Origin of the sequence: Hydrogenophaga pseudoflava (assembly GCF_031020795.1) — a bacterium.
GTDB lineage: Bacteria > Pseudomonadota > Gammaproteobacteria > Burkholderiales > Burkholderiaceae_C > Hydrogenophaga > Hydrogenophaga pseudoflava_A.
This window is the reverse complement of record NZ_JAVHJP010000004.1, coordinates 362,938-387,916: the sequence shown is the minus strand read 5'-3', so window position 1 is coordinate 387,916 and position 24,979 is coordinate 362,938. Positions and strand designations below refer to the sequence as shown.

The 24,979-nt window shown below is 68.2% G+C and carries 28 protein-coding genes; 14 read left to right on the top strand and 14 right to left on the bottom strand.

What is annotated here, in order from left to right; genetic code table 11:
- The 4 genes from RCO38_RS15410 to RCO38_RS15395 all read right to left on the bottom strand — a co-directional run bounded on the left by RCO38_RS15410 (position 1) and on the right by RCO38_RS15395 (position 2,083).
- Positions 1–294 carry a hypothetical protein gene (locus RCO38_RS15410; RefSeq protein WP_308329225.1) on the bottom strand — a complete coding sequence of 98 codons (294 nt, stop codon included), beginning with the start codon at positions 292–294 and terminating at the stop codon, positions 1–3.
- A gap of 20 nt (positions 295–314) precedes the next feature.
- A complete protein-coding gene (locus RCO38_RS15405) occupies positions 315–695 on the bottom strand; it encodes a hypothetical protein (RefSeq protein ID WP_308329224.1) in 381 nt (126 codons plus the stop codon).
- Between the two features lie 25 nt (positions 696–720).
- Positions 721–1,275 (bottom strand): hypothetical protein, encoded by a 555-nt coding sequence (locus tag RCO38_RS15400; protein ID WP_308329223.1) that lies wholly within the window; start codon positions 1,273–1,275, stop codon positions 721–723.
- A 112-nt stretch (positions 1,276–1,387) separates the two neighbouring features.
- Positions 1,388–2,083, bottom strand: coding sequence for a class I SAM-dependent methyltransferase (locus RCO38_RS15395; RefSeq protein ID WP_308329222.1), 696 nt, complete (start codon positions 2,081–2,083; stop codon positions 1,388–1,390).
- Between the two features lie 71 nt (positions 2,084–2,154).
- On the opposite strand from RCO38_RS15395, the gene RCO38_RS15390 reads away from it, so the two are divergent.
- From RCO38_RS15390 to RCO38_RS15365, 6 genes are all read left to right on the top strand, one after another.
- Positions 2,155–3,027, top strand: coding sequence for a LysR family transcriptional regulator (locus tag RCO38_RS15390; RefSeq protein ID WP_308329221.1), 873 nt, complete (start codon positions 2,155–2,157; stop codon positions 3,025–3,027).
- A 107-nt stretch (positions 3,028–3,134) separates the two neighbouring features.
- Complete coding sequence (locus RCO38_RS15385; protein WP_308329220.1) at positions 3,135–3,959, top strand: DUF6602 domain-containing protein; 825 nt, start codon at positions 3,135–3,137, stop codon at positions 3,957–3,959.
- A 160-nt stretch (positions 3,960–4,119) separates the two neighbouring features.
- Positions 4,120–4,572 carry a hypothetical protein gene (locus tag RCO38_RS15380; RefSeq protein WP_308329219.1) on the top strand — a complete coding sequence of 151 codons (453 nt, stop codon included), beginning with the start codon at positions 4,120–4,122 and terminating at the stop codon, positions 4,570–4,572.
- Between the two features lie 28 nt (positions 4,573–4,600).
- Complete coding sequence (locus RCO38_RS15375) at positions 4,601–5,026, top strand: GFA family protein (protein WP_308329218.1); 426 nt, start codon at positions 4,601–4,603, stop codon at positions 5,024–5,026.
- Between the two features lie 28 nt (positions 5,027–5,054).
- On the top strand, positions 5,055–5,612 hold the full coding sequence (locus tag RCO38_RS15370; protein WP_308329217.1) for a dihydrofolate reductase family protein: 558 nt from the start codon (positions 5,055–5,057) through the stop codon (positions 5,610–5,612).
- 107 nt (positions 5,613–5,719) lie between these two features.
- Positions 5,720–6,550 (top strand): DUF3047 domain-containing protein, encoded by an 831-nt coding sequence (locus tag RCO38_RS15365; protein WP_308329216.1) that lies wholly within the window; start codon positions 5,720–5,722, stop codon positions 6,548–6,550.
- A 6-nt stretch (positions 6,551–6,556) separates the two neighbouring features.
- Here RCO38_RS15365 and RCO38_RS15360 read toward each other — a convergent pair whose 3' ends face one another.
- Genes RCO38_RS15360 through RCO38_RS15350 form a run of 3 tightly spaced genes read right to left on the bottom strand, consistent with a single transcriptional unit; the run spans position 6,557 to position 8,735 of the window.
- The gene (locus RCO38_RS15360) at positions 6,557–7,246 is read right to left on the bottom strand and encodes a DUF4286 family protein (RefSeq protein WP_308329215.1); all 690 of its coding nucleotides are present in this window, start codon (positions 7,244–7,246) and stop codon (positions 6,557–6,559) included.
- A 22-nt stretch (positions 7,247–7,268) separates the two neighbouring features.
- The gene (locus RCO38_RS15355; RefSeq protein WP_308329214.1) at positions 7,269–7,715 is read right to left on the bottom strand and encodes a type II 3-dehydroquinate dehydratase; all 447 of its coding nucleotides are present in this window, start codon (positions 7,713–7,715) and stop codon (positions 7,269–7,271) included.
- 15 nt (positions 7,716–7,730) lie between these two features.
- On the bottom strand, positions 7,731–8,735 hold the full coding sequence (locus RCO38_RS15350) for a TRAP transporter substrate-binding protein (protein WP_308329213.1): 1,005 nt from the start codon (positions 8,733–8,735) through the stop codon (positions 7,731–7,733).
- A gap of 111 nt (positions 8,736–8,846) precedes the next feature.
- Here RCO38_RS15350 and RCO38_RS15345 point away from each other — a divergent pair, with 111 nt between their 5' ends.
- Positions 8,847–9,638: an IclR family transcriptional regulator gene (locus tag RCO38_RS15345; RefSeq protein ID WP_308329212.1), complete on the top strand. Its 792-nt coding sequence runs from the start codon at positions 8,847–8,849 to the stop codon at positions 9,636–9,638.
- 18 nt (positions 9,639–9,656) lie between these two features.
- Here RCO38_RS15345 and RCO38_RS15340 read toward each other — a convergent pair whose 3' ends face one another.
- Entirely contained in the window at positions 9,657–10,625 is a 969-nt protein-coding gene (locus tag RCO38_RS15340) for a LysR family transcriptional regulator (protein WP_308329211.1), read from the bottom strand.
- A gap of 95 nt (positions 10,626–10,720) precedes the next feature.
- On the opposite strand from RCO38_RS15340, the gene RCO38_RS15335 reads away from it, so the two are divergent.
- Together RCO38_RS15335 and RCO38_RS15330 are read left to right on the top strand one after the other, a co-directional pair.
- Entirely contained in the window at positions 10,721–11,320 is a 600-nt protein-coding gene (locus tag RCO38_RS15335) for an FMN-dependent NADH-azoreductase (RefSeq protein WP_308329210.1), read from the top strand.
- 67 nt (positions 11,321–11,387) lie between these two features.
- Entirely contained in the window at positions 11,388–12,272 is an 885-nt protein-coding gene (locus RCO38_RS15330; protein ID WP_308329209.1) for a pirin family protein, read from the top strand.
- A gap of 7 nt (positions 12,273–12,279) precedes the next feature.
- Here the strand turns inward: RCO38_RS15330 and RCO38_RS15325 are convergent, their stop codons facing one another.
- From RCO38_RS15325 to RCO38_RS15310, 4 genes are read right to left on the bottom strand one after another with little or no spacing between them, the layout of a single operon-like run.
- A complete protein-coding gene (locus RCO38_RS15325; protein WP_308329208.1) occupies positions 12,280–13,710 on the bottom strand; it encodes a phospholipase D-like domain-containing protein in 1,431 nt (476 codons plus the stop codon).
- On the bottom strand, positions 13,710–14,423 hold the full coding sequence (locus RCO38_RS15320; protein WP_308329207.1) for a YebC/PmpR family DNA-binding transcriptional regulator: 714 nt from the start codon (positions 14,421–14,423) through the stop codon (positions 13,710–13,712). The genes RCO38_RS15325 and RCO38_RS15320 overlap by 1 nt, the downstream gene beginning before the upstream one ends.
- Before the next feature lie 57 nt (positions 14,424–14,480).
- Positions 14,481–15,515 (bottom strand): YeiH family protein, encoded by a 1,035-nt coding sequence (locus RCO38_RS15315; protein WP_308329206.1) that lies wholly within the window; start codon positions 15,513–15,515, stop codon positions 14,481–14,483.
- Positions 15,516–15,532: 17 nt separating this feature from the next.
- On the bottom strand, positions 15,533–16,513 hold the full coding sequence (locus RCO38_RS15310; protein WP_308329205.1) for a tripartite tricarboxylate transporter substrate binding protein: 981 nt from the start codon (positions 16,511–16,513) through the stop codon (positions 15,533–15,535).
- A gap of 138 nt (positions 16,514–16,651) precedes the next feature.
- Here RCO38_RS15310 and RCO38_RS15305 point away from each other — a divergent pair, with 138 nt between their 5' ends.
- The 4 genes from RCO38_RS15305 (at position 16,652) to RCO38_RS15290 (ending at position 20,753) form a co-directional block, all read left to right on the top strand.
- Positions 16,652–17,692, top strand: a complete 1,041-nt coding sequence (locus tag RCO38_RS15305) for an AraC family transcriptional regulator (RefSeq protein WP_308329204.1) — start codon at positions 16,652–16,654, stop codon at positions 17,690–17,692.
- A gap of 119 nt (positions 17,693–17,811) precedes the next feature.
- Complete coding sequence (locus tag RCO38_RS15300) at positions 17,812–18,792, top strand: quinone oxidoreductase family protein (protein WP_308329203.1); 981 nt, start codon at positions 17,812–17,814, stop codon at positions 18,790–18,792.
- A gap of 23 nt (positions 18,793–18,815) precedes the next feature.
- A complete protein-coding gene (locus tag RCO38_RS15295; protein ID WP_308329202.1) occupies positions 18,816–19,664 on the top strand; it encodes a TauD/TfdA dioxygenase family protein in 849 nt (282 codons plus the stop codon).
- 30 nt (positions 19,665–19,694) lie between these two features.
- A complete protein-coding gene (locus RCO38_RS15290; protein WP_308329201.1) occupies positions 19,695–20,753 on the top strand; it encodes a 3-keto-5-aminohexanoate cleavage protein in 1,059 nt (352 codons plus the stop codon).
- Positions 20,754–20,785: 32 nt separating this feature from the next.
- On the opposite strand, the gene RCO38_RS15285 is transcribed toward RCO38_RS15290, so the two are convergent.
- Both RCO38_RS15285 and RCO38_RS15280 read right to left on the bottom strand, forming a co-directional pair.
- Positions 20,786–22,936: a xanthine dehydrogenase family protein molybdopterin-binding subunit gene (locus RCO38_RS15285; protein ID WP_308329200.1), complete on the bottom strand. Its 2,151-nt coding sequence runs from the start codon at positions 22,934–22,936 to the stop codon at positions 20,786–20,788.
- 2 nt (positions 22,937–22,938) lie between these two features.
- Positions 22,939–23,403 (bottom strand): (2Fe-2S)-binding protein, encoded by a 465-nt coding sequence (locus RCO38_RS15280; RefSeq protein ID WP_308329199.1) that lies wholly within the window; start codon positions 23,401–23,403, stop codon positions 22,939–22,941.
- Positions 23,404–23,588: 185 nt separating this feature from the next.
- Here RCO38_RS15280 and RCO38_RS15275 point away from each other — a divergent pair, with 185 nt between their 5' ends.
- Positions 23,589–24,845 (top strand): Hsp70 family protein, encoded by a 1,257-nt coding sequence (locus RCO38_RS15275; RefSeq protein WP_308329198.1) that lies wholly within the window; start codon positions 23,589–23,591, stop codon positions 24,843–24,845.
- Positions 24,846–24,979 lie beyond the last annotated feature (134 nt).

Here is a 24,979-nt window from a genome sequence, read left to right as displayed (position 1 = left end):
TCAGCGCGAAATCTTGCGTTCCACCTCGGCGACCCGTCCCGCGTGGAAGCGGATGACGGTCAGGGTCTGCGGGTCGCGGGGATGGGGGAAGTAGGTCCAGGACTTCTCTTCGGGCTGCCCCCGCACGGCGCGGTGCACGGCCTCGTGGTCCGGTGGGCCGATCTTCAGCACCACCTCGCCTTCCCCCATGCCCTGGCGGATGAACTTGCGCTCGGCGGCATCGGGCTCTGCCGGCACAGCGGACGCGCTGGCCAGCGCCAGCAGGGCCAGTGCGGCGAGTTTCCGGACGTTCATCGCTCGCTCCTTCAGCGGGTTCAGCAGCGCCCGGCCGCGCGCAGCAGCGCGTTGCACTCGGGGCCCGTGGCCTTGGGCGCTGCGGCGGGCGCACTGCCCTTGCTGCCCACCATGGCGGTGCAGATGGCGTCGGAGTTCGGAATCTGACCGAAGCTCATGGCCTTCTGGAAGCCGGTGACCCCGTAGAGGTAGCAGCGGTAGGCCGCGCCGTCGCGGGTCTGCACGCTGTAGTTGATGCGGCCGCCGGTTTCTTCCGAGCGGTCGCTGATGGTGAACTGGCCCACGGTGCGGCCGATGGCCTGAGCGGTGCGCTGCTCCAGGCCGCTCTGGTCGATGGTGGCGGCGCAGCCGGTGAGCAAGGCCAGGACGGCGGCGGCGGGGACGAAAGATCGAAGGTGCATCAAAGGCTCCAAGGGTGGGCAAGGTTCATCGGACAAAACAGTTGTCGGCGGGCACGGTCGCCAGGCTGGCCGACACCGCCGACAGCGTGGGCTGGATGCTTGGGATCTCGTCGCCCAGCAGGCACAGCAGCGGCGGCGAGCGCAGCGCCCAGATGGCGCCGTGGCGCGTGCCGATGACGGTGCGGTACACGCCCCAGTGCGCGGCCACGCCGGCGCCCGCCTCGGAACGGTCGAAGCTCAGCGTGCCCAGCTTGGACGGGCCGGTCAGGCGCCCGCCGCCGGCGCATTCGCTGCCGCCGAAGGTGAACACGCCTTCGTAGTAGTCCAGCGTGTTCGCGCCCGTCACGCGGGCGCGCAGCATCTTCTTGTACGACTGGCCGCCGGTGGTCACGCAGCCCTTCTGCACCCAGTCGCCCGCCAGCGCGCTGAGGGACGCCGAGGGCGTCTCCCCGCCCGAGCCGCCGTCGGGCGTGTCGTCGCCGCCCCCGCCCCCGCAAGCCCCCAGGGCCAGGGCGGAGAGCAGCACCAGAACGGTGGCGGGGCGGCGTGCAAGGCCGGGCAGCGGGCGAAGGCGTGGCATGAAACAGCTCCTGTGGTGATCGAAACGAAAAACGCGGACGAACGCCCCCCGGCAGGGCGACCGGCGCCCCGCCCGGAACGGGTGGGTGGTGGTAGAGGAAAGCGGGAGAAGCTCAGCCCGGCTTGCGGGCCACGATGAAGACGCGGATGTCTTTGCCCTTGGTGCCGTGGCGCTCGACCGCCTCGATCACCAGGCCCTGGCGCACCATGGCGGCCTGCAGCGTGTCTGCGTCGAACAGGAGCACGTGGGGCGCCTTGCCGATGGCCTGCATCACCGGAATCGCCAGCCAGCGGATCAGCGGGTTCATCTCGGCCACACAGGCGGTCTTGGAAATCAGCCGGCCGCCCGGCTTCAGAGCCTGCACCGCCAAGGCCAGCGCGCCGTCCAGGTCGCTCACCAGGTGCAGCAGGTTGAAGGCCAGCACCGCGTCGTAGTCGCCCGGGCCGATCGCGGGCGCGTCGGCGTCGGCCAGCGCAAACGCCAGCTGCGGGATGGGCTCGGCCGCCAGCTTCTCGCGGGCGATGGCGATCATGCCGGCCGACACGTCGGTGGCCAGCAGGCGCCGCGTGAACGGCGCGAGGCGCAGCGCGGTGCTGCCGGTGCCGCAGCCGATTTCCAGCACGTTCATCTCCCGGGTCAGGAGACCCTGCACGCGCCGCAGCGTGGCCTCGTAACCCGGCATGTCGGCAATCGGGTCGGCCGCGTACTTGCGCGCGATGCGGTCCCAGAAGCGGGCCTTGCGGGACACCGAGTCGCCGCTCGGCAGCGGGCTCTGGGTGTCGAGGGAGGGTGTGGTGGACAGCGGCATGACCGGCATCCTATCCATGCACAGGCTCGATAGGAACTGCGGTAAATTGCAGCGGACATATACATAAACGCATGAACAACCTCGACTGGAACCAGCTCAAGGCCTTTCTTGAAACCGCCGAAACCGGCTCGCTCTCGGCCGCCGCGCGCAAGCTGGGCCTGACCCAGCCCACGCTCAGCCGGCAGGTGGCCGCGATCGAGCAGCGCATGGGCGTGACCCTGTTCGAGCGGGTGGGCAAAAGCATGGCGCTCACCCCCACCGGCATGGACCTGCTGGAGCACGCGCGCGCCATGGGCGCGGCCGCCGATGCGCTGAGCCTGGCCGCCACCGGCCGCTCGCAGGCGGTGGGCGGCGTGGTCTCGGTCTCGGCCAGCGACGTGGTTGCCGCCGTCCTGCTGCCGCCACTGGTGAAGCAGCTGCGCGAACGCGAGCCGGGCATCGCCGTCGAGGTGATCCCGTCCAACGCGCTGAGCGACTTGCTGCGCCGCGAGGCCGACATCGCTGTGCGCCACGTCAAGCCCGAGCAGCCCGAGCTGATCGCCCGCTTCATCCGCGAAGCCACGGCCCACTTCTATGCGTCAGAAGCCTGGGTGAAGACCCACGGCCACCCGCGCACCGCCGAAGACGCCGCCCACCTGCCCTTCGTCGGCTCCGACCGCCAGGGCCGTTACCTGGGCTACCTGCGCATGCACGGCCTGAACGTCAGCGAAGCCAACTTCAGCTGCTACGCCGACCACACCGTGACGCACTGGGCGCTGGTGCAACAAGGCCTGGGCATCGGCGCGATGATGGAAGAAATTGCCCACGACATGCCGGGCCTGGTCCGCGTGCTCGACGACCTGCCACCCATCCGGTTCCCGGTCTGGCTGGTGACGCACCGGGAGTTGCGGACATCCAGGCGAATCAGGGTGGTGTTTGAGGCGTTGGCGGAGGGGTTGGGGTAAAAGACAAAACAACTTCAAAGCCGAGCAGCCTGCCTCCTTGATATTCCACAGCGACACATTACCGGCACAACCTGTATCGGCATACCATCCGAACCTCAAAACACTGAATGAAGTCAAAAATGAATAAGCTTATTGAAATTCTGAAGGCAGAGGGTCGACTTATTACAGAAGAATTCAAATTAGCATCAGAGCAGGGAGAGGGCACACCACAGGAAGTAGCGGATTTTCGCGAGCACGCAGTCCAAAGCTTTATCAAAAGATTTTTGCCACAGAGTCACATAGTATCGAAAGGCAAGATTACCGACCTCGACGGCAATCAATCCGACTCGATTGATTGCCTAATTCTCAATCCGGCCCACCCGAATATTTTGGACTCGCAGGGAAAATTTCGACTCATCTTCTCAGATGGGTGTGATGCAGCAATTGAGGTTAAGCCAAATCTAGCCCGCACAGATGAACTACATCGGAGCTTGCGTCAAGGACAGAGCGTCAAAAACGTAAAGCGTAGCCAAACACCTATATTGCTTGCATACTCATCACCGCCACACATAATCGAACACTCTCAGCGCATACCGTTTTACGTCTTTACCCTCAAAGCCTTTGAGCCAACGGAAATGTTGCGAGAAATCACATCGTATTACGCAAAAAACTCCATACCACTTGAAGAACAACTGGACGCAATCATCATCAACGGAGTCGGCTTGTTAAAAAACATCAAACATGCTGAACTAAACGTGTACGGCGCAATGCCCCCTATCGGAAAAAACACCGGATGGTATTTCGAGACATGGGGCGAAGCCACTCCAATTGGTCTACTGCTTGCACTTGAGTACTCATTTCCAGCGGTCGCTGGAATTTCAGAGTCCATCATGAGGCGCATCCTTACCAAGCTTGGACGAGTTGTTACTCTGAGACTCGGAGACTGTGTCTAACTAGTGATTCATAAAGCAAAACCATTCTCAGTCTTCGCTTATTGATCCTCCGCCAATCCATTTGCATTTAACCAATCGGCCCAGCCGCTACAGACAGCTGTTGCTGCAGGCCTCCACCGTTAAAAGACAGACTTCTTGCAAAGACAAGTCGCAAGCAACCATGTTTCAGTTCCTCCGTGCCTTCAGAACAGTGAAGATCCTCACAGATGATGAGGCATTCTGGGATTTCTGCGACCAGATGCAGACAAGCAAGAACACCCCAGTGGGATCTCTAGCGGAGGCAGAGTACGAACTTAACTTCAGGGTCGCAGTTGCCATCAAGGACTTGCTTGAACGAGAAGTCGGACCAGAGGAAGGCGCATCCAAGGTTCAGATGCAAAACTGGGACTGGAATGATGATCGCAGACGATGCATCTACATCCTTCGTAAAACATTCCATCCAGCCCTGCTCCAGCAACTTCAGCAGTTGCTGTCGGGCGACTTCGCCGACTTCCAGGTGATCGTGGTCCTTCATGATGACTGGCGCAGTGAGCCGTGGGGCAGCCTCCTCATCGGGGCAGAAACACTCGCAATACAGCGAAACGTCGCACAGGCGTATGCCATTGCGGACTAACTAGGTTTGAGATTTGCAAGGAGCTCACATGAAGTCATTCACCGGAGGTTGCCTCTGTGGCGAGATTCGATACGAGATCACCGCCGATGCCGGCCCATCCAGGATCTGCTGGTGCAGGGACTGCCAGAAGATCGCGTCCAACGGAACGGTCAACGTCATCTTCCCCAGCGACGCCATCAAGATCTCGGGAACGCCGGGCCAGCACGAAAAGACCGCCGACAGCGGCAACACGGTGACCCGCCGGTTCTGCCCAAATTGCGGTACCCAGTTGTTCTCCGACTCCAGCGGTCGCCCGGGCCTGACGGTGGTTCGGGTGGGCACCTTGGACGAGCCATCGGCCGTCAAACCCACCACCAACATCTGGGTGGCCAGTGCGCCCAGCTGGGCTTGCGTTGATCCATCGCTGGAGCCATTCGATGGCCCTCCGGTGGTGGCGCCGCAGCCGAAGACGTGAGGCCTCACCCTTCCAGCGGGAGAACACCATGGGACTCGTGACCTTCAGCATCAATGTCACCCTGGACGGCTGCGTCGACCACCAGGAGGGCATTGCCGACGACGAGACCCACGCCTTTTTCACGCGCCTCATGGACGGGTGCGGCGCGATGCTGTGGGGGCGCACCACCTACGAGATGATGGAAAGTTACTGGCCGGCGGTGGCCCGTGGCGAGGTCGAGGCGCCACCGGCGCTGCGCGAATGGGCGGTGAAGCTGGAGGCCAAGCCGAAGTACGTGGTGTCGTCGACGCGCAAGGATTTCCCGTGGACCAACAGCCACCACCTAGCCGGTGACCTGCGCACGGTCGTGCAGGCGCTCAAGGACGCGACCCCGGATGGCGTGCTCGTCGGCAGCGGCCAGCTTGCCACCGCACTGGACCGGCTGGATCTGATCGACGAATACCAGTTGCTCGTCCACCCCCGAATAGCGGGCCATGGCCCGAGGCTGTACGAGGGGGGGCTGCCCGCCACGCGCCGGCTGGAGCTGATCTCTGCGACGCCGCTGCGCTGCGGCGCGGTCGCCATGCACTACCGGCGCGGGCGCTGACCGAATCAGTGCGCGGCCACCGGTCGGCACAACTCGTAACCCATCCCGCCCGTGCCCCGGCGTCACAATACGCCCCGGCTTTTTCGCCGCTGCCCCCTGCGTCCCCCATGTCTTCTGCTCTCTCCCCACGCTCGCCCCGCCTCCGGGTGTCCCTGCTGGCCCTGCTGCTGAGCGCCTGTGCCAGCGGTCCGTCCCCCTCGGCCGACGAGACCACCGCGGAGGCCGACGAGGCCAGCCCCAAGCAGCGCCCGGTGATCCTCGATGGCACGGCCTGGCAGGCCAGCAACCACATCGACGGCGCCGCGCCGGCCACGCCCTGGGAGCACCAGGTGTTCGTGAGCCGTCGTCCCACGCGTTACCAGGCCACCGAGCACGCCGGGCGGCCGGCGGTGCGGGCCGAGGCCATGGGCTCCAACAGCACGCTGAACCTGCTGCTCAAGCCGGCACCCGGCGCACAGGCCAAGCGCCTGCACTTCTCGCTCTTCGTGCCGGCGCTGAACCCGGCGTTCGACCTGGGCGAGAAGGGCGAGGACGATTCGGTGGCGCGGCTGATCCTGAGTTTCGACGGCGACCGCCACAACGGCACCTGGAAGGCGCGCGACCACATCGTCTCGGAGCTGTCGGGCCTGATCGCCGGCAAGCCCCTGCCCTACGCGTCGATCATGTATGTGTGGGACAACCGCTACCCGGCCGGCACGGTGATTCCCAACCCCTACACCGGGCGCATCCGCCAGATCGTGGTGGAGTCGGGGCCGGCGCGGCTGAACCAGTGGGTGGACTTCGACCGCGACGTCGAGGCCGACTTCCGGCTGGCCTTCGGCGAGGCACCGGGGCCGATGATCGGCCTTGGCCTGATGACCGATTCGAACAACTCGGGCGCCGCCGTCACCGCCTGGTACGGGCCGCTGCAGCTGACGATGTCGGCGCCGGTGAACTGAACTGGCTCAGGCCGCGCCCTCCAGCCCGGCCAGGCGCCGGTCGAGCTGGAAGCAGGCGTGGAAGAGCTGGCGGTCGGCCACTACCGCGCTCCCCAGCCCGCCGATCAGCAACCCGTCCAGCGCCGCCTGCGCGGCCGCGGCGTGCAGCGCCTCGACCACCAGCACGCCGTCGAACACGCCCTCCACGCTGCGGCGCATGGACTTCTCTTTTGTCTGCACGCCGGTGCCGGCGGCGTCCACCTGCATCAGCCAGACCTGGGCCACGGCGTCCAGCCCGGCCACTTTCTGCACCAGCGCCTGCTGAGCCTCCGCATCCAGCAGCCCTGCGGCGGCCAGGTCCAGCCGCAGAGGCGCCACCACCGCGCCGTTGCCCAGCCCGGCACGCGCCACCACCGGCCCGCCGCCGCGCGCGAAGTTCTGCAGGATGGGCATGGTGCGCTGCGACCAGGGCGTGGGCGCGTTCAGCCGGGCCAGGTAGGACGGGCCGGCCAGCACACCCGTGTCCTGCAGCTCGTAGGTGATGAAGAAGCGGCGCTGGCCGCCGGCCTCGGCGCGGAACACGCGGCCCGAGAGGAAGCCGTCCACACCCACACGCTCCAGCACGTGTTCGCGCGTGAGCCAGTGCAGGTAGTCGGTTTCCTGGTCGGCTTCGATGTCGCTCCAGATGGCGAGCTGGGCCTGTCCGCGGGTGCGCATGGTGTCTCCTTGGTGTGTGGTGTCAGCGGCTTTCAGTGTCGCGCAACAGCTCGACCAGTGTGCGCAGCCCCGCCGTGTACGAACGCCAGCCCAGCCCCTGCACCGTGCCGCGCACCGCCGGCGAGATGATGGAGTGCGACCGCCAGGGCTCGCGCGCGGCGATGTTGGACAGGTGCACCTCGATCACCGGAAAGGGCATGGCCTTGATCGCGTCGTGCAGCGGCACGCCGTGCTGCGTGAGCCCCGCGGGGTTGAGCAGCGCGCCCTGCGCGGTGTCGATGCGCTCGTGCAGCTTGTCGATCAGCACGCCTTCGTGGTTGGACTGCAGGATCTCCAGCGTCACGCCCAGTTCGGCGGCCAGGGCCTGCAGGCGTTCGTTGATCTGGGCCAGTGTGGTGTGGCCGTAGATGTGGGGTTCGCGGCGACCGAACAGGTTGAGGTTGGGGCCGTGCAGGATCAGGATGTTCATGGGCGGTTCCCGTGGTCAGCGCGCGGTGCGGGCCAGTTCGCTCTGGTAGAGCTTCACCAGCTCGGGGTCGTAGGCGGCGGCCATCTTGTCGGTGACCGGTTTGACCATCTGGCCGATGCGCTGCCGTTCGGCCGCGCTGACTTCGTTGAACGCCATGCCCTTGGCCTGCAGCTCACCCACGGCCTTCTGCGCGGCGGCGCGGCTGGCCTGGCGCTGGTAGGCGCGGCTCTCGGTGGCGGCTTCGGTGAGGATGCGCTGCTCGGCGGGCGAGAGCTTGTCCCAGAAGCGCTTGCTGACCAGCAGGATGTTGGCGGCGTAGACGTGGTTGGTCGCGCTCACGTGCTTCTGCACCTCGTGGAACTTGTTCGAGAGGATCACCGAGAACGGGTTCTCCTGCCCGTCCACCGCCTTCGATTCGAGCGCACCGTACAGCTCGGCGAACGGCATGGGCACCGGGTTGGCCTTGAGCGCCTTGAAGGTTTCGAGAAACACCGGGTTGGGAATCACGCGCAGCTTCAGGCCGTCAAAGTCTTCGGGCCGGGTGATCGCGCGCTTGCTGTTGGTGACGTTGCGGAAACCCAGGTCCCAGTAGCCCAGCGCCACCAGGCCCTTCTCGGGCAGCTTCGCGATCAGCGCCTGGCCGAACGGACCGTCGAGCAGCGCGTCGGCCTGGGCAAAGCTGCCCACTGCGAACGGGAAGTCGATGAGGCCGAACTCCTTGACGATGCCGGCCAGCGAGGTCGTGGCCGGCGCGCTCATCTCCTGCACCCCGCCCTGCAGCGCGGCCTGCTGCTGCAGTTCGTTGCCCAGGGTGGACGACGGGAACTCCTGCACCTTGAGCTTGCCGCCGCTCTTGGCCGCCACCAGTTCGGCAAAGCGCTGGGTGCCGAGGCTGACCGGGTGATCGGTGTTGTTGAGGTGGCCGAACTTGATGGTGCGTTCCTGGATGTCCTGCGCCTGTGCGGGAGCGCCGGCCAGCAGGGCCGCGGCCGCGACGATCAGGGTGAGCGGAAGTTTCATGTCTGTCTCCTGTGTGATGGACCGGCCCGCCCGCTGCGCGCCGTTGCGCCGTATTCTTGGAAGCCCATGGGAAAGTCTTTCCCGACTGGAAACTCTTTTCTCCATACAAAAATGAGCCTTGCCCTGGACCGCGGTCTTGCCCTGCTGGAACACCTGGCCGCCCACCCGGACGGCGTGCCCCTGGCCTCGCTGGCGGCCGAGCTGGACATGCCGCTGAGCGCCTGCCACCGCCTGCTGGCCACGCTGCAGGCCCGTGGCTACGTGCGCCAGGCGCGCGCCCAGGGCGACTACCTGCTCACCACCCGGCTCGCCTCGCTCGGGCTGGGCTATCTGAGCGGCGCGGGCGTGGTGGACATCGCCGAGCCGCTGCTGGAGCGGCTGGCGCAGCGCACCGGCGAGCTGGTGCGGCTGTCCATCGTCGACGGTGATCGCCTGACCTGGGTGGCCAAGGCCCAGGGCGTGCGCAAGGGGCTGCGCTACGACCCCGACATGGGCCAGGACGCGCGCCTGTCCTGCACCGCCTCGGGCCACGCCTGGCTGCTGACCATGAGCGACGAGGACGCGCTGACGCTGGTGATGCGCCAGGGCCTGGGCGAGCCGGCCGACTACGGCCCCCGGGCGCCCACCACCGTCAAGGCGCTGCTGGGTTTCCTGCACGCGGCGCGGGTGCGCGGCTACGCGGTGATCGACGAGGTGTTCGCGCCCGGCATGAGCGCCATCGCGGTGCCGGTGCTGCGGCGCGGCGAGGCCATCGGCGTGATCAGCGTGGCCGGCCCGCGCCAGCGCCTGACGCCCGAGCGCATGCACGAATTCGCGCCCGGGCTGCTGGCCGCCGCCGCCGAGCTGGGCCCCATCTTCAGCACCAACAGCCTGATGGGCCGCCCGCCGCTGGGCAAGGGCTGAACGCCCGCAGGCCCGGGTTCAGATGCCGCTGCGCGCCGAGTCGCAGCGCGCGAGCGCGGCCTTGAGCATGTCGACAAAGGCGCGGGTCTTGGGCGGCACCAGCTTGCGCCCCGGGTAGACCGCCCAGGCCGGCGCTTCGGGCAGGCACCAGTCGGGCAGCACGCGGCGCAACTGGCCGGCGTTCACCGCTTCCTCGGCGAAATGGGTGGGCAGTGCGGCGATGCCGGCGCCGGCGCGCGCCATGCGCATCAGCAGCTCGGGCGAATTGGCGCTGACCTGCCCGCTCGGCACCGCGGACCATCGCTCATCGCCCCGGCGCAGCGGCCAGACGGCGGGCTCGCCGTTGCCGCGCAGCAGCCGCAGCGCGGTGTGGCCGACCAGATCGTCGGGGTGCTGCGGCTCGCCGCGCGCCTGCAGATAGCCCGGCGCGGCATACAGCCCGTTGGCAAACACCGCCAGCCGCGTGGCCACCAGCAGGTTGTCGTCGGACAGCTCGCCCATGCGCACCACCACGTCGAAGCCTTCGCCCAGCAGGTCGACCCGGCGCGGCGAGAGGTCCAGATCGAGCGTGATGGCCGGGTGCAGCGCGGTGAAGGCGGCCAGGCTGTCGGCCAGCATCAGGTTGGCGAAGTCGCTGGGCATGGACACGCGCAGCCGGCCGCTGGGCGCGGCGCGGCGCTGCTCGCGCAGGCTGTGCACCGCCTCCAGCTCGGCCACCACCTGCCGCGCGTGTTCCAGCAGCTGCAGGCCGAACTCGGTGAGCGACTGGCGCCGCGTGGTGCGCAGCAGCAGGCGTTCGCCCATCAGCCGTTCCAGCGCGGCCACGCGGCGCGAGACCGTGGACTTGGGCAGGCCCAGGCGCACCGCGGCCTGGCTGAAGCTGCCCAGTTCGGCCACGCGGGCAAAGATGAGCAGGTCGGTCGGCTCGATGGCGTCCGGACCACATTCGCGCATTGATTGTTCCACCATGGAAACAATCTTATCCATTTCAACGGCTTTTCAGGGGCATTGGCAATCCATAAAGTTGAGTCCATCGATCAACCAATGGTCGTAACCCCCAACACCCCGTCCAGGAGCCCGCCATGAAGATTCTGCAGATCAACGCCAGCCCCCGCCGCGAAGCCGGCAACTCCACCAAGCTCGCCAACAACGTGAGCGAACGCCTGGTGGCTGCCCACCCGGGCAGCACCGTCACCCTGCGCGACCTGGGCACCACCCCGGTGAGCGTGCTGGACGAAACCGCCCTGGGCGCCCTGTTCACCCCCGCCGAACAGCGCAGCGCCGGCCAGGCCGCCCTGGTGGCCGAGTACGACGCGCTGATCGCCGAGCTGCAGGCACACGACGCCATCGTGCTGGGCGTGCCGATGTACAACTTCGGCGTGCCGGTGCAGCTCAAGGCCTGGATCGATGCCGTCGCCCGCGCCGGCGTGACCTTCCGCTACACCGAGAAGGGCCCCGAAGGCCTGGTCAAGGGCAAGACGGTCTACCTGGCGCTGGCCCGCGGCGGCCTCTACCGCGACCAGCCGCACGACAGCCAGACGCCCTACCTCAAGACGGTGCTGGGCTTCCTGGGCCTGACCGACGTGCGCCTGATCTACGCCGAAGGCCTGAACATGGGCCCCGAGGCCGCCGCCAAGGGCTTTGCCCAGGCCGAGGCCGACCTGGCCGCCGCCATCGGCTGAACACGCTTCCACCGCGGCCGCGCGGGGTGGCCGCTCTTTTGAACACCCCGCCCTTCAGGAGATCGCCATGACCGCCACCCTCACCCCCCGCCTGCAGCAGCCCCGCCGCGTCGAGCGGCTGGTGGCGGGCATACCCACCTCCGACGGTGCGGGCGTCAAGCTCACCCGCGTGCTGACGCAGAACCTGCAGCGCCGGCTGGACCCGTTCCTGATGCTCGACGCCTTCGGCAGCGACCAGGCCGACGACTACATCGCCGGCTTCCCCGACCATCCGCACCGCGGCTTCGAGACCATCACCTACATGATCGCGGGCCGCATGCTGCACCGGGACAGCGCCGGCCACGAAGGCCTGCTGGAAAACGGCGGCGTGCAGTGGATGACCGCCGGCCACGGCGTGGTCCATTCCGAGATTCCGCAGCAGGAAGAAGGCCTGATGGAAGGCTTCCAGCTCTGGCTGAACCTGCCCGCGCGCGACAAGCTGTGCCCGCCCTGGTACCGCGACTTCGCCAACGCCGACCTGCCGCAGTTCACCACGCCCGAAGGCGTGGCGGTGACGGTGATCGCCGGCGAGAGCCACGGCGTGACCGGCGCGGTGACGCGCGAAGTCACCCAGCCGCTGTACCTGGACCTGCACCTGGGCGCGGGCTCGCACTTCGAGCAGGCGCTGCCGGGCACGCACAACGCCTTCGTCTACGTCTACCGAGGCGAGGTGAGCGTGAACGGCACGTCGGTGCCGGTGCAGCGCATGGCGCTGCTGGCCAACGACCCGGCCAGCGACGGCGTGCGCATCGAGGCCAGCGCCGACGCCAAAGCGCTGCTGATCGCCGGCCAGCCGCTGAACGAGCCCATCGCCCAGTACGGTCCGTTCGTGATGAACAGCACCGACGAGATCTACCAGGCGCTGGCCGATTTCCGCGACGGCCGCCTGGGCGAGCAGCGCGCCGCGGCCTGAGCGGCGCTTACAGCAGGAAGTCCAGGAAGCTGGCGAAGGGCCGGACCATGCGCATCTGGAAGATGGTGTCCGGCTCCGCGCCTTCGACCAGCGCGTCGTAGCCGCGCGCGCCCGGGGTACCGGTGATGGCGCGCGACTGCGCCAGCCGCGCCTTCAGGCTGGCGGTCATCGCCGCGGCCAGCTCGGGGTTGTCGCGGCAGATCACGATCAGCTCGGAGTTGAGGTTGGCCGAGCGGGGGTCCATGTTGTAGGTGCCGACCACCACGGTGCGGTCGTCGAACACGGCGCGCTTGGCGTGCACACCCCAGCGTTGGGACGCCGGCGGGCGGGCGTTCTGCTTCAGCGGCCGGCCGTCGTAGCCCCAGACTTCCAGATGGGCCAGCGAGAAACGGTCCAGCGAGTCGGCCAGGCTGGCGACGGCGTAGAACGCGTCGGTGGAATGCAGGGTGTTGGTGAGGAACTGCAGCGTCACGCCGCGCTTGAGCACCCCCTGCATCAGCGCCACGCCGTCGTCGCGCAGCACCAGATAAGGGCTCTCGACCACGATGTTCGTCTTCGCCTCCTGCACCAATGCAGCAATGGCCGTGTAGACCTTGCGCCGCTCCACGCCCGAGCCGGGGTAGTCGGTGACGAAGTGGGTGTCGCGGCAGGTGCTGAACCGCGGCGCCGCGGTGTGCTGCCGCAGCTCGGCGCTGATGCGCTCCTCGGCCACCGTGCGGTTGCCGAGCAGGTTGATGCGCGGCGCATCGGTCTCGTCCACCGCGATGTCCCGGGGGTGGGTCACCCAGTCGGACGCCCAGTACAGCTCGAAGCTGTCGACGATGGCGCCTGCAACCGGCCCCTGGATCAGCAGGTCGCTGTCGAGGAAGTTGTAGTGGGGCGAGAGGTCGAAGTAGTCGTTGCCGATGTTGCGGCCGCCGACGATGGCCTTCCGCCGGTCCACCACCAGCAGCTTGCGGTGGGTGCGGTGCTGCATGGCGAAGAAGCGCGCGATGCCCGAGGTGTTGTAGTAGCGCACCTGCACGCCCGCCTGCTCCAGCGTGCGCGCCACCTGCGGCGCGAGCTTGAACACCGGCATCGCGAAGTCCACCAGGATGCGCACCTTCACGCCCTGCGCCGCCTTGCGCGCCAGCGCCTGGCTGATCAGGCGGCTGGATTCGTCGAGTTCGTAGATGAAGAACTCCAGCTCGATCGACTCCTTCGCCTCCTCGATGAGCTTGAGTCGGGCAGCCAGCGAGTCGAAGCCCACGTCCAGCAGCGCCACCGCGTGCGGCTCGCGCGAACGCACGTCGATGGCGGCGTGCTGCGGCGCCTGGCCCAGCCACTGGCGTTCGCTCGCTTCCTGGATGCCGAGGAAGGCGACGGCGAACGCCACCGGCACACCGATGAGCAGCACCAGCAGCGCGATGCCGGTCCACCGGACGAGCCGCCAGACCATCATCCGCCCAGCCCGGCGAAGAGGTTCTGCACGTCGTCGTGTTCGTCCAGCGCCGCCAGAAAGGCCTCCACCTCCTCCAGCGCCTCGGCGCTCAGGCTGGCCGGGTCCACCGGGTTCTTCGGCTGGTAGCCCAGCCTGGCCGAGAGCACGGTGAAGCCCTGGGCCGGCAGCGCGCGGCTGACCAGATCAAGGTCGGTCGGGTCGGTGAGGAAGGTGCACACGCCCTCCTCGTCGGCGGGCTCGAAGTCCTGCGCGCCGGCCTCGATGGCCGCGACCTCGGCGTCGGCGTCCTTGTTTGTGGCTTCGGCTTCGATGATGCCCACGTGGTCGAAGTCCCAGGACACCGAGCCGCTGGTGCCCAGCTGGCCCTTGCGGAACAGCACGCGCATCTCGGGCGCGGTGCGGTTCACGTTGTCGGTCAGGCACTCCACCATCACCGGCACGCGGTGCGGCGCGAAGCCTTCGTAGATCACGTGCTCGTAGTGCACCGCCTCACCGGTGAGGCCGGCGCCCTTCTTGATGGCGCGCTCCAGCGTGTCCTTGGGCATGGACACCTTGCGCGCCTGCTCGACCACCAGCCGCAGACGGGCGTTGGCCGCGGGGTCGGCGCCGTTGCGGGCCGCGATGATGATGTCCTTGACCAGCTTGCCGAACAGCTTGCCCTTCGCGTTCGCCGCGATGTCCTTGTGTTTGGCTTTCCATTGCGCGCCCATGGGATTCCCCTTCCGTGTGAACCCGGAAGTGTAGTGGCGCGGGTATGGGGCGCCGGGCTACGGCAGCTGCAGCAGCCCCCAGAACAGCGCCGCAAGGAAGGCCGTCTCCAGCACCATCAGCGCCACCGGCTTCCAGCCCACGGTGACGATCTCGCGCAGCTGGGTCTTCATGCCGATGGCCGCCATCGACGCCACCAGCAGGAACTGCGACGCGCCCTGCCCCGCCTGCACCAGCGCCGCCGGCAGCCAGCCGCTGCTGTTGACCAGCACCAGCACGGCGAAGGCCACCGCGAACCAGGGCAGCAACGGCGGACGCGGGCCGGCGGGCGCATCGCCGCCCTGCTCACGCTCATAGCGCCGCGCGAGCACCGCCGCCAGCGCGATCACTGGCAGCAGCATCCCCACCCGCATCAGCTTGACCAGGGTCGCCGCGTCGCCCGCGTCGTGCGACAGGCTGTAGCCCGCACCGACCACCTGGGCCACGTCGTGGATGGTGCCGCCGATGAAGAAGCCGGCCATCACCGGCGGCATGTCCAGCGCGTGGGTGAGCATGGGGTAGAGCACCATGGCCAGCGTCGAGAGCGTGCTCACGCCGATCACGGTGAACAGCGTGGCGCGCTCCTTGAGCGGGTGGGCCGGCATGGCCGCCGACAGCGCCAGCGCCGCCGACGCGCCGCAAATGGCCACCGCACCACCGGTGAGCAGGCCGAAGAACAGGCGGAAGCCCATCAGCCGCGCCAGCACCATGCCCACCGCAATCGTCGCGGCCACCGAGACCAGCACCATCAGCACCGGCGACCAGCCCAGCGCCGCCACCTGCGCCACGGTGATGCGCAGCCCCAGCAGGGCCACGCCCAGGCGCAGCAGGGTGCGCGCGGTGAACTGGATGCCGGGCCCGGCCTTGCCTTCGGCCGAGAGGAAGTTCAGTGCCATGCCCAGCAGCAGCGCGAACAGCATCACCGGCGCGCCGTAGTGCGCGCCCAGGGCCATGGCCGCCACCGCCACCACGGCACTGAGGGTGACGCCAGGGCCCAGCTCGCCCGCGTGGGCGCGCAGCCGGGGCCAGCCCGGGCGTGCAAGGGATGTGCTCATCGGCTGCACCAGCGGGTTCACTGGTTGAGCTTGATGTCGAAGCTCTTGACGATGGCCGCGTTGCGCTCGAAGTCGGCACGCAGCGACTGCGCCATCTGCTCGGCGCTCTCGTCACCGCCCGCGTCGAAGCCCGCCGCCAGCAGGCGGTCGCGCACCTTGGGCGAGGCCGCCGTCTTGTCCACCGCGGCGTTGATTTTCTGCACCATGGCCGACGGCACGCCGCTCGCGACGATGATGCCGACCCAGTTGCTGAAGTCGACATCGGGGTAGCCCTGTTCGGCCATGGTGGGCACGTCCGGCAGGTGGGGCGAGCGCTTCCTGGCCGCCACGCCGAAGGCCTGGATCTTGCCGGCCTCGATCATCTTCTTGGACGTGGCCATGCCGTCGAACATCAGCGGCACCTGCCCGCCCATGAGCTGGGCCAGCGCGGGCGGCGAGCCGGCGAAGGGCACGTGCTGCATGTCCAGCCCGGCCTTCTGGTTGAGGATCATGCCGGCGTAGTGCGAGCTGGTGCCGGCGCTGTAGGAGGCGAAGCTGACCTTGCCCGGATGGGCCTTGACCCAGGCCACCACGCCCTTGACGTCCTTGGCCGGCACGCTGGGCGCGCCGACCATCACCATGGTGGCACGCGCGATGGCGGTCACCGGCTTGACGTCCTTGAGCGGGTCGAAGGCCGTCTTCATCACGTGCGGGATCTCGGTGAGGATGTTGCTCGCCGTCATCATGATGGTGTGGCCGTCGGGCGGCGCGGCGAGCATGGCCTGCACCGCGATGGCGCCGCCGGCACCCGGCTTGTTTTCCACCACCACCGGCTGGCCGATGTCGGCGGCGAGCTGGTCGGCCACGATGCGGGCCACCACGTCCATGGTGCCGCCGGCCGGCGCGGGCACCAGCATGCGCACGGGTTTGTCGGTCCAGGCCATGGCGGCCGGCAGGGTGAGCGCGAGGGCGGCAGCGCAGACGGTGCGGCGCAGCGGCGAGAAGCGGAAGGCTGTCATGGCGTGTCTCCAGTGTGGCGCAGGCCATCGGGCGGGCCTGTCGCGGCCCGGGTGTCGGACCGTGGGGCAAATACTAGGTGCGCACCACCCGACTGTGCTTGTCCAATTGGGACAACTACTTTCGAAACTGGGACATTCATGGATTACCCCTACGTGCCTGTCGTGCGCAGCGCCAGCCTCGCCGGCTACGTCGATCTGGCGCAGTCGCTGGGACTGGACGCGCGCGCCCTGCTGCGCAAGGCCGGCCTCTCGCCGCGCGCGCTGGACGACCCCGAGACACCGCTGAGCGCCGCCGCCGTGCGCGCCCTGCTGGAAGACAGCGCGCAGGCCAGCGGGGTGGACGACTTCGGCCTTCGCATGGCGGCGCGGCGCCACCTGGCGAACCTCGGCCCCATCAGCCTGGTGCTCAAGGAAGAGCCGACCGCGCGCGCCGCGCTGGACACGCTCTGCCGCTACCTGCGCCTGCTCAACGCCTCGCTGCTCACACGCGTGGAAGACCATGGTCCCATGGTGATCATCCGCGAGGAGCTGCTGGTCGACCAGCCGTCCAGCACGCGGCAGTCGATGGAGCTGGCGGTGGGAGTGATGTATCGCATCGTGCGCGAGCTGCTGGGCGGGCCGTGGAAGCCGGTGCGCGTCTGTTTCAAGCACCGGCCGCCGATGGACACCAAGGCACACAAGGCCTTCTTCGGCACCGCGGTGGACTTCAACGGCGAGTTCAACGGCATCGTCTGCACCGCCGCCGACCTGCAGACCCCGCTGCCCGGCAACAACCCCGAGATGGCGCGTTTCGCGCGGCAGTACCTGGACCGCGCGCTTTCGGGCCGCCACCAGAGCACCAAGGCCACGGTGCAGCAACTGGTGGCCGCCCTGCTGCCCGGCGGACGCTGCACCTCGCAACAGGTGGCGCAGCACCTGGGCGTGGACCGCCGCACCGTCCACCGCCACCTGGCGCGCGAAGGCGAGAGCTTCGCCACGCTGCTGCAGTCGGTGCGTTCCGAGCTGGTGCTGCGCCAGGTGCAGGACAGCGACCTGCCGCTGTCCGAGGTGGCGCAGCTCCTGGGCTTTGCAGCGCCCGCCGCGTTCTCGCACTGGTTCCGCCACACCTTCGGCTGCAGCGTCACCGCCTGGCGCGCACAGGAAAAGGCGAAAGCGGCGGTGCGTCAGGGTGAACCCTGACTGTCCCAGATTCGAAAGTTCGTGTCCCATTTTGACAAGCGACAAACAGCGGTGACTTCTACGATGCGCTCCATGGCCCGGACACCCGGCGCCCCGAACGCACGAAGGAGACACCCCCCATGGCCACAGCCATCCGCATGCACCGCACCGGCGGCCCCGAGGTGCTGGAGCTCGAACAGGTCGAGGTCGGCGAACCCGGTCCGGGCCAGGTCCGCCTGCGGCACGCCGCCGTCGGCCTGAACTACGCCGACACCTATTTCCGCAACGGCACCTACCCCATGCCCCTGCCCGCTGGTATGGGCGTCGAGGCGGCCGGCGTGGTCGAGGCCATCGGCGAAGGTGTCACGAACGTGGCCGTGGGCGACCGCGTCACCTACACCGGCTTCCTCAACACCCTGGGCGCCTACAGCACCGAACGGCTGATCCCGGCCGCGCCGCTGATCCGGCTGCCCGAGGCCATCGGCTTCGAGACCGCCGCCGCCATGACCATGCGCGGCCTGACCTCGGCCTACCTGATGCGCCGCATCCACCCGTTCAAGGCCGGCGACACGCTGCTGCTGCACGCCGCGGCCGGCGGCGTGGGACTGATCGTCTCGCAGTGGGCGAAGCTGCTGGGCATCACCGTGATCGGCACCGTGTCGACCGACGCCAAGGCCGAGGTGGCCCGCGCCCACGGCTGCACCCACACCATCAACTACAGCCACGAGGACGTGGCCGCGCGGGTCAAGGCACTCACCGGTGGCAAGGGCGTGGACGTGGTGTTCGACAGCGTGGGCAAGAGCACCTTCATGGCCTCGCTCGATTCGCTCAAGCGCCGCGGCCTGATGGTCTGCGTGGGCACGGCCAGCGGTCCCATCGAGGGCTTCAACCCCAACCTGCTGGCCATGAAGGGTTCGCTCTACCTGACGCGCCCGGCCCTGGCCGACTACATCGCCGACCCGGCCGAGAAGGCCGAACTCGCGGCCGAGGTGTTCGGCCACGTGGCGGCCGGCCGCATCCGCATCGACATCCACCAGCGCTACGCACTCGAAGACGCGCAGCAGGCGCACCGCGACCTCGAATCGCGCCAGACCACCGGTTCGTCGGTGTTCGTGATCTGAGCCACCCCGAGGAGAAAAAAAGCATGAAGATCGAACCCCTCACCTGCGCCATCGGCGCACAGATCAGCGGTGTGAGTCTGGCCGACGCGGCGCGCGACGACGCACTGTACGAAGAGATCAAGGCCGCGCTGCTGCGGCACAAGGTGCTGTTCCTGCGCGACCAGGCCATCTCGCGCGCCGACCACGTGGCCTTCGCGCGCCGCTTCGGCGAGCTGGAGGACCACCCGGTGGCCGGCAGCGACCCGGAGCACCCGGGTCTGGTGCGCATCTACAAGAGCCCGGACCAGCCCAACGACCGCTACGAGAACTCCTGGCACACCGACGCGACCTGGCGCGAGGTGCCGCCCATGGGCTGCGTGCTGCGCTGCGTGGAATGCCCGCCGGTGGGCGGCGACACCATGTGGGCCAACATGGCGCTGGCCTACGAAAGGCTGCCGGAGCAGGTCAAGCAGCAGATCGCCGGCCTGCGCGCGCGCCACAGCATCGAGTGCACCTTCGGCGCGGCCATGCCCATCGAGCGGCGCCTGGCGCTCAAGGCCCATTTCCCCGACGCCGAGCACCCGGTGGTGCGCACCCACCCCGAGACCGGCGAAAAGGTGCTGTTCGTCAACGGCTTCACCACCCACTTCACGAACTACCACACGCCGGAGAACGTGCGCTACGGCCAGGACTTCACACAGGGCGGTTCGTCCCTGCTGCAGTACCTGATCAGCCAGGCCGCCATTCCCGAATACCAGGTGCGCTGGCGCTGGCAGCCCAACAGCGTCGCGATCTGGGACAACCGCGCCACCCAGCACTACGCGGTGATGGACTACCCGCCCTGCCACCGAAAGATGGAGCGCGCCGGAATCATCGGCACACCCACCTTCTGACCACCACCTTCACTGACCCAGGAGACACCCATGAACTTCCTCGACGGCCACCTCTTCCCGGAAAACCAGCAGCCCCTGGTCATCACCGCCGCGCCCTACGGCCCCGAGTGGATTCCCTCGGACTTCCCCGAGGACATTCCGGTGACCATGGAGGCACAGGTGCAGAAAGCCGTGGACTGCTACAACGCCGGCGCCAGCGTGCTGCACCTGCATGTGCGCGAACTCGACGGCAAGGGCAGCAAGCGCCTGTCCAAGTTCAACGAGCTGATCGCCGGCGTGCGCGAGGCGGTGCCCGAGATGGTGATCCAGGTCGGCGGCTCGATCTCGTTCGCGCCGGTCGGCGAAGGCGAGATCGCCAAGTGGCTGTCCGACGACACGCGGCACATGCTGGCCGAGCTGACGCCCAAGCCCGACCAGGTGACGGTGACCGTCAACACCACGCAGATGAACGTGACCGAGCACATGGAAGAGGCCGACATCGCCGGCACCTCCATGGCCACGGCCGAAGGCCGCCGCGCCTACACCGAGATGGTGGTGCCCTCCACGCCCAGCTTCGTGGAGGAACACGTGAAGCGCCTGTCCGCGGCCGGCATCCAGAGCGCCTTCCAGTTCTACAACCTCAACAGCTTCGAGACCGTGGAGCGCCTGATCCGGCGCGGCGTCTACAAGGGCCCGCTGGTGTGCAACTGGGTCGCCATCAGCGGCGGCATGGACGCGCCCAACATCTACAACCTGGCCAACTTCCTGCGCGCCATCCCCGACGGCACCATGCTCACCGTCGAGAGCAGCATGCGCAACACGCTGCCGATCAACATGATGGGCATGGCCATGGGCCTGCACGTGCGCTGCGGCATCGAGGACAACCTCTGGAACCAGAGCCGCACCGAGAAGATGACCACCGTGCAGCAGATTCAGCAGCTGGTGCGGGTGGCCAACGAGTTCGGCCGCCCCATCGCCAACGGCCAGCAGGCGCGCGAGATCCTGAAGATCGGCGTGTTCTACGACACCGTGGAAGAAACCCTGGCGGCCAACGGCTTCTCGCCCAACGCGCCGGGGCGCCAGCAGGGCTTCCTGCGCAAGGTGGCGTGAAAAAAAGGGGGCCACTGGCCCCCTTGGTGCGCTCAGGCCTTCTTGAGCTGCGCCGTGTCGAAGGGCAGGCTGCGCAGGCGCTTGCCGGTGGCCGCGAAGATCGCGTTGGCCACGGCCGGTGCCACCGGCGGCGTGCCGGGTTCGCCGATACCGCCGGGCTTCTCGGTGCTCTTGACGATGTGCACCTCGACCTTGGGCATCTCGTGGTGGCGCAGCACCGGGTAGTCGTGGAAGTTGCCCTGTTCGACCCGGCCGTCCTTGAGGCTGACCTTCCCGTAGAGCGCCGCCGAGAGGCCGTAGACGATGGCGCCCTCGACCTGGCGTTCGATGATGGCGGGGTTCACCGTCATGCCGCAGTCCACGGCGGCCACCACGCGGTGCACCCGGGGCGTGCCGTCGGCGGCCACCGAGACCTCGGCCACCTCGGCCACGTAGCTGCCGAAGCTCTGCACCACCGCGATGCCGCGGAACACGCCCGCCGGCAGCGGCTTGCCCCAGCCCGCCTTCTCGGCCGCCACTTCCAGCACCTGCCTGTAGCGCGGCTGCTGGTCCATCAGCGCGCGGCGGAACTCGAACGGGTCCTTGCCCGCGGCGTGCGCCATCTCGTCGATGAAGCCCTCCATGAAGAAGCTGTTCTGCGAGTGGCCCACCGAGCGCCAGAACCAGACCTGCGGCCCCGGCTCGCGCCGGCCGTAGGCGATGAGCTGGTTGGGCACGCTGTAGGGGTGGTCGTTGATGCCCTCCATCGCGAAGCTGTCGACGCCGCTCTCGGGAATCTTCATGAAACCCGAGGCCGCCATGATGGACGGCGAGCCCACGCCCGCCTTGAGCAGCACCGCGTTGCCCTTCGCGTCCAGGCCACCGGTGAACCTGGCCACCGAGGCCGGGCGGTAGAAGCCGGCGGCCATGTCGTCTTCGCGGGTGTAGACCAGCTTGACCGGCGCGCCGCTGATCTTGGACAGCAGGGTCGCGTCGATCACGAAGTCGGGCGCGAAGCGCCGGCCGAAGCCGCCACCCAGCAGCATGGTGTTGACCTTGACCTTGCCCGGGTCCACCGAAGCCACCTGCGACAGGATGCCCTGCACCGGCCCCTGGCTCTGGGTGCCAGCCCAGATTTCGACGCCATCGGGTTTGACCCAGGCCGTGCAGTTCATCGGCTCCATGCAGGCGTGGGCCAGGTACGGCGCCTCGTAGGTGGCCTCGACCACCTTGGCCGGGGTGACGCCGGCGTCGCCCGCCTTGAGCGCCACCGCGTCGGCCTTGCTGGCGCCGTCGGTCAGCATGGCCGTGACCTTGGCCGAATCGAGCCCGGCCTTGTCGCCGAAGTCCCAGTCCACCTTGAGCGCGTCGCGGCCCTTCTTGGCCGCCCAGTAACCGCTGGCCAGCACCGCCACACCGGTCGGCAGCGTGATGACCTGCTTCACGCCCTTGACCGCCTTGGCCGCCGTGTCGTCCACCTTGGCCACCTTCACGCCCGGCAGCGGCGCGCGCGCCATCACCGCCACCAGCATGCCGGGCAGTTGCACGTCGATGCCGAACTTCGCCGAGCCGTTGGTCTTGCCCCCGGTGTCCAGTCGCGCCTTGCGCTGGCCAAGGATCTTGAAGTCCTTCGGGTCCTTCAGCGCCACCTTCTCCGGGGCCTTCTGTTTCGAGGCCGCCTCGGCGAGCTGGCCATAGCTCAGCTTCTTGCTGCCGTGGATGACCTGGCCGGCCTCGGTGCGGCATTCGGCGGCCGGCACCTTCCACTGTTCGGCGGCCGCCGCCACCAGCATGGCGCGCGCGGTGGCGCCGGCGTTGCGCATCACGTCCCAGTGCGCGCGCACCGTGGTCGAGCCACCGGTGGCTTGCATGCCGAAGGCCGGGTTGTTGAAGGCCTGGCTCACGGGTGCCTGCTCCACACGCACCTGCGCCCAGTCGGCGTCCAGTTCCTCGGCCATCAGCTGCGGGATCGCCGTCAGCACGCCCTGCCCCATCTCGGAGCTGCCGCAGACCACGGTGACGCGGTTGTCGGGCGTGATGCGCAGCCAGGCGTTGGGCGTGAAGGCAGTGTCGGTGGCCGCCAGCGCGCGGCCGCCCATGGCGGGCAGGGTGAAACCGACCACCAGCGCGGCGCCGGAACCGGCCATGAAGCCGCGGCGGCTGGTCTCGAAGGCGTTGGAATCGTTGTGAACGGTGGTACTCATGATCAGGCTCCCTGCAGGGCGGTCGCAGCGTCCTTGATGGCCGCCTTGATCTGGTTGTAGGTGCCGCAGCGGCAGATGTTGCCGCTCATGGCCTCGTCGATGTCCTTGTCGCTGGGCTTGGGTTTGGCGGTCAGCAGCGCGGTGGCGCTCATGATCTGGCCGCTCTGGCAGTAGCCGCACTGCGGCACGTCGTGCTTGACCCAGGCGGCCTGCACCGCCTTGCCGGCCTTGCTGGCGCCGACGGCTTCAATGGTCACCACCTTCTTGCCGGTGGCGGCCGACAGTGGGGTGGTGCAGGAGCGCACGGGCTGGCCGTCCAGGTGCACGGTGCAGGCGCCGCACAGCGCCATGCCGCAGCCAAACTTGGTGCCGGTCAGTTGCAGGTCTTCGCGCAGCGCCCAGAGCAGGGGCATGTCGGGTTCGGCGTCGACGGACGCGGCTTTCCCGTTGACAGTGAGGTTCATCATGGGGGTGTCTCCTGTGAGGTTCGCCCGGCGATCAAGGCGCCAAGGTCGTTCCCCAATGTAACGAGCAGCACAGCCTGCCCCTGGCCGGACCAACCCTTGTCCGACGACGCTGTAGGGACAAGCTGTTCCGTTTCGGACCACCCGGCGCGGTGGCAGAATGCCGCTCCCCTTGTTGGCCCTCTCCCATGCACCCAGACTCCCACGGCACCCTCGGCATCGATTTCGGCACCTCCAACTCCGCCATGTCCTGGGCCGCCGCCCACGGCTCCTCCCGCCTGATTCCGCTCGAAGGAGACGCAGTCTCCATGCCCACCGCGGTGTTCTTCAACAGCGAAGACCACCGCACCCATTTCGGCCGCGACGCCGTGGCCCAGTACCTCGCCGGCACCGAAGGCCGGCTGATGCGCTCGCTCAAGAGCCTGCTGGGCAGCCCGCTGATCCACGAAAGCACCGAAGTCAACCACCGTCCGGTCAGCTTCCTGGAGATCGTGACCACCTTCCTGGCCGAACTGCGCGAGCGCGCGGCCCGCTCGCTGGGCAGCGCGCCGCAGCGCGTGGTGATGGGCCGGCCGGTGCACTTCGTGGACGACGACCCGGCACGGGACGCGGCGGCCCAGCAGTCGCTGCTCGAAGCCGCGCAGGCGGCCGGTTTCAGCGAGGTGAGCTTCCAGCTCGAACCGATCGCCGCCGCGCTCGACCACGAGCGCCGGTTGGACCGCGAGTCCCTGGTGCTGATCGCGGACATCGGCGGCGGCACCTCCGACTTCACCGTCGTGCGCCTGGGGCCGGACCGCATCGCGCGACCCGACCGCGCGGACGATGTGCTGGCCACCACCGGCGTGCACATCGGTGGCACCGACTTCGACCACCGCCTCAGCCTGGAACAGGTGATGCCGCTCCTGGGCTACCGCCACCTCGGCCCGCAAGGGCGCGAGGTGCCCAGCCGCACCTTCTTCGACCTCTCGACCTGGCACCTGATCCAGTGGCTCTACCTGCCCAAGGCGGTGAGCCAGGCGCAGTCGCTGCGCGTCAACTACAGCGACGTGCGCCTGCACGAGCGGCTGATGCGCGTGCTGCGCGAGCGCCACGGCCACCACATCGCCCACGAGGTCGAGCAGGCCAAGATCCGCTGCTCGGTGACCGACGCCGACACCAGCGTCGACCTGTCCATCGTGGAAGCCGCCCTCACCGCGCCGCTGGGCACGGCCGCGCTGCGCGAGCACCTGGGCGCCCTGCTGGAGCGCACCGTGGCCTGCGCGCGCGAATGCGTGCAGCGCGCCGGCCTGCGGGACCAGCCGCTGGACGCGGTCTACCTCACCGGTGGCTCGTCGGCCCTTCGGCCGTTCCAGCAGACGCTGCGCGCGGCGTTCCCGGGTGTGCCACTCGTCGAAGGGGATCTGTTCGGTGGGGTGGCCTCCGGGCTGGCGTACTCCCGGGTGTGAACCGGAAGCCGGTCGGCAACACCGGCCGGGGCGCAGCGGTCGTCGCCGGAACTGGCAGGGTTTGACCTGCGTATTTCGGAGTTAAGTCAAACGACTGCTGGCCGATACTGGTTGAAAGCACGCCACATGACCGG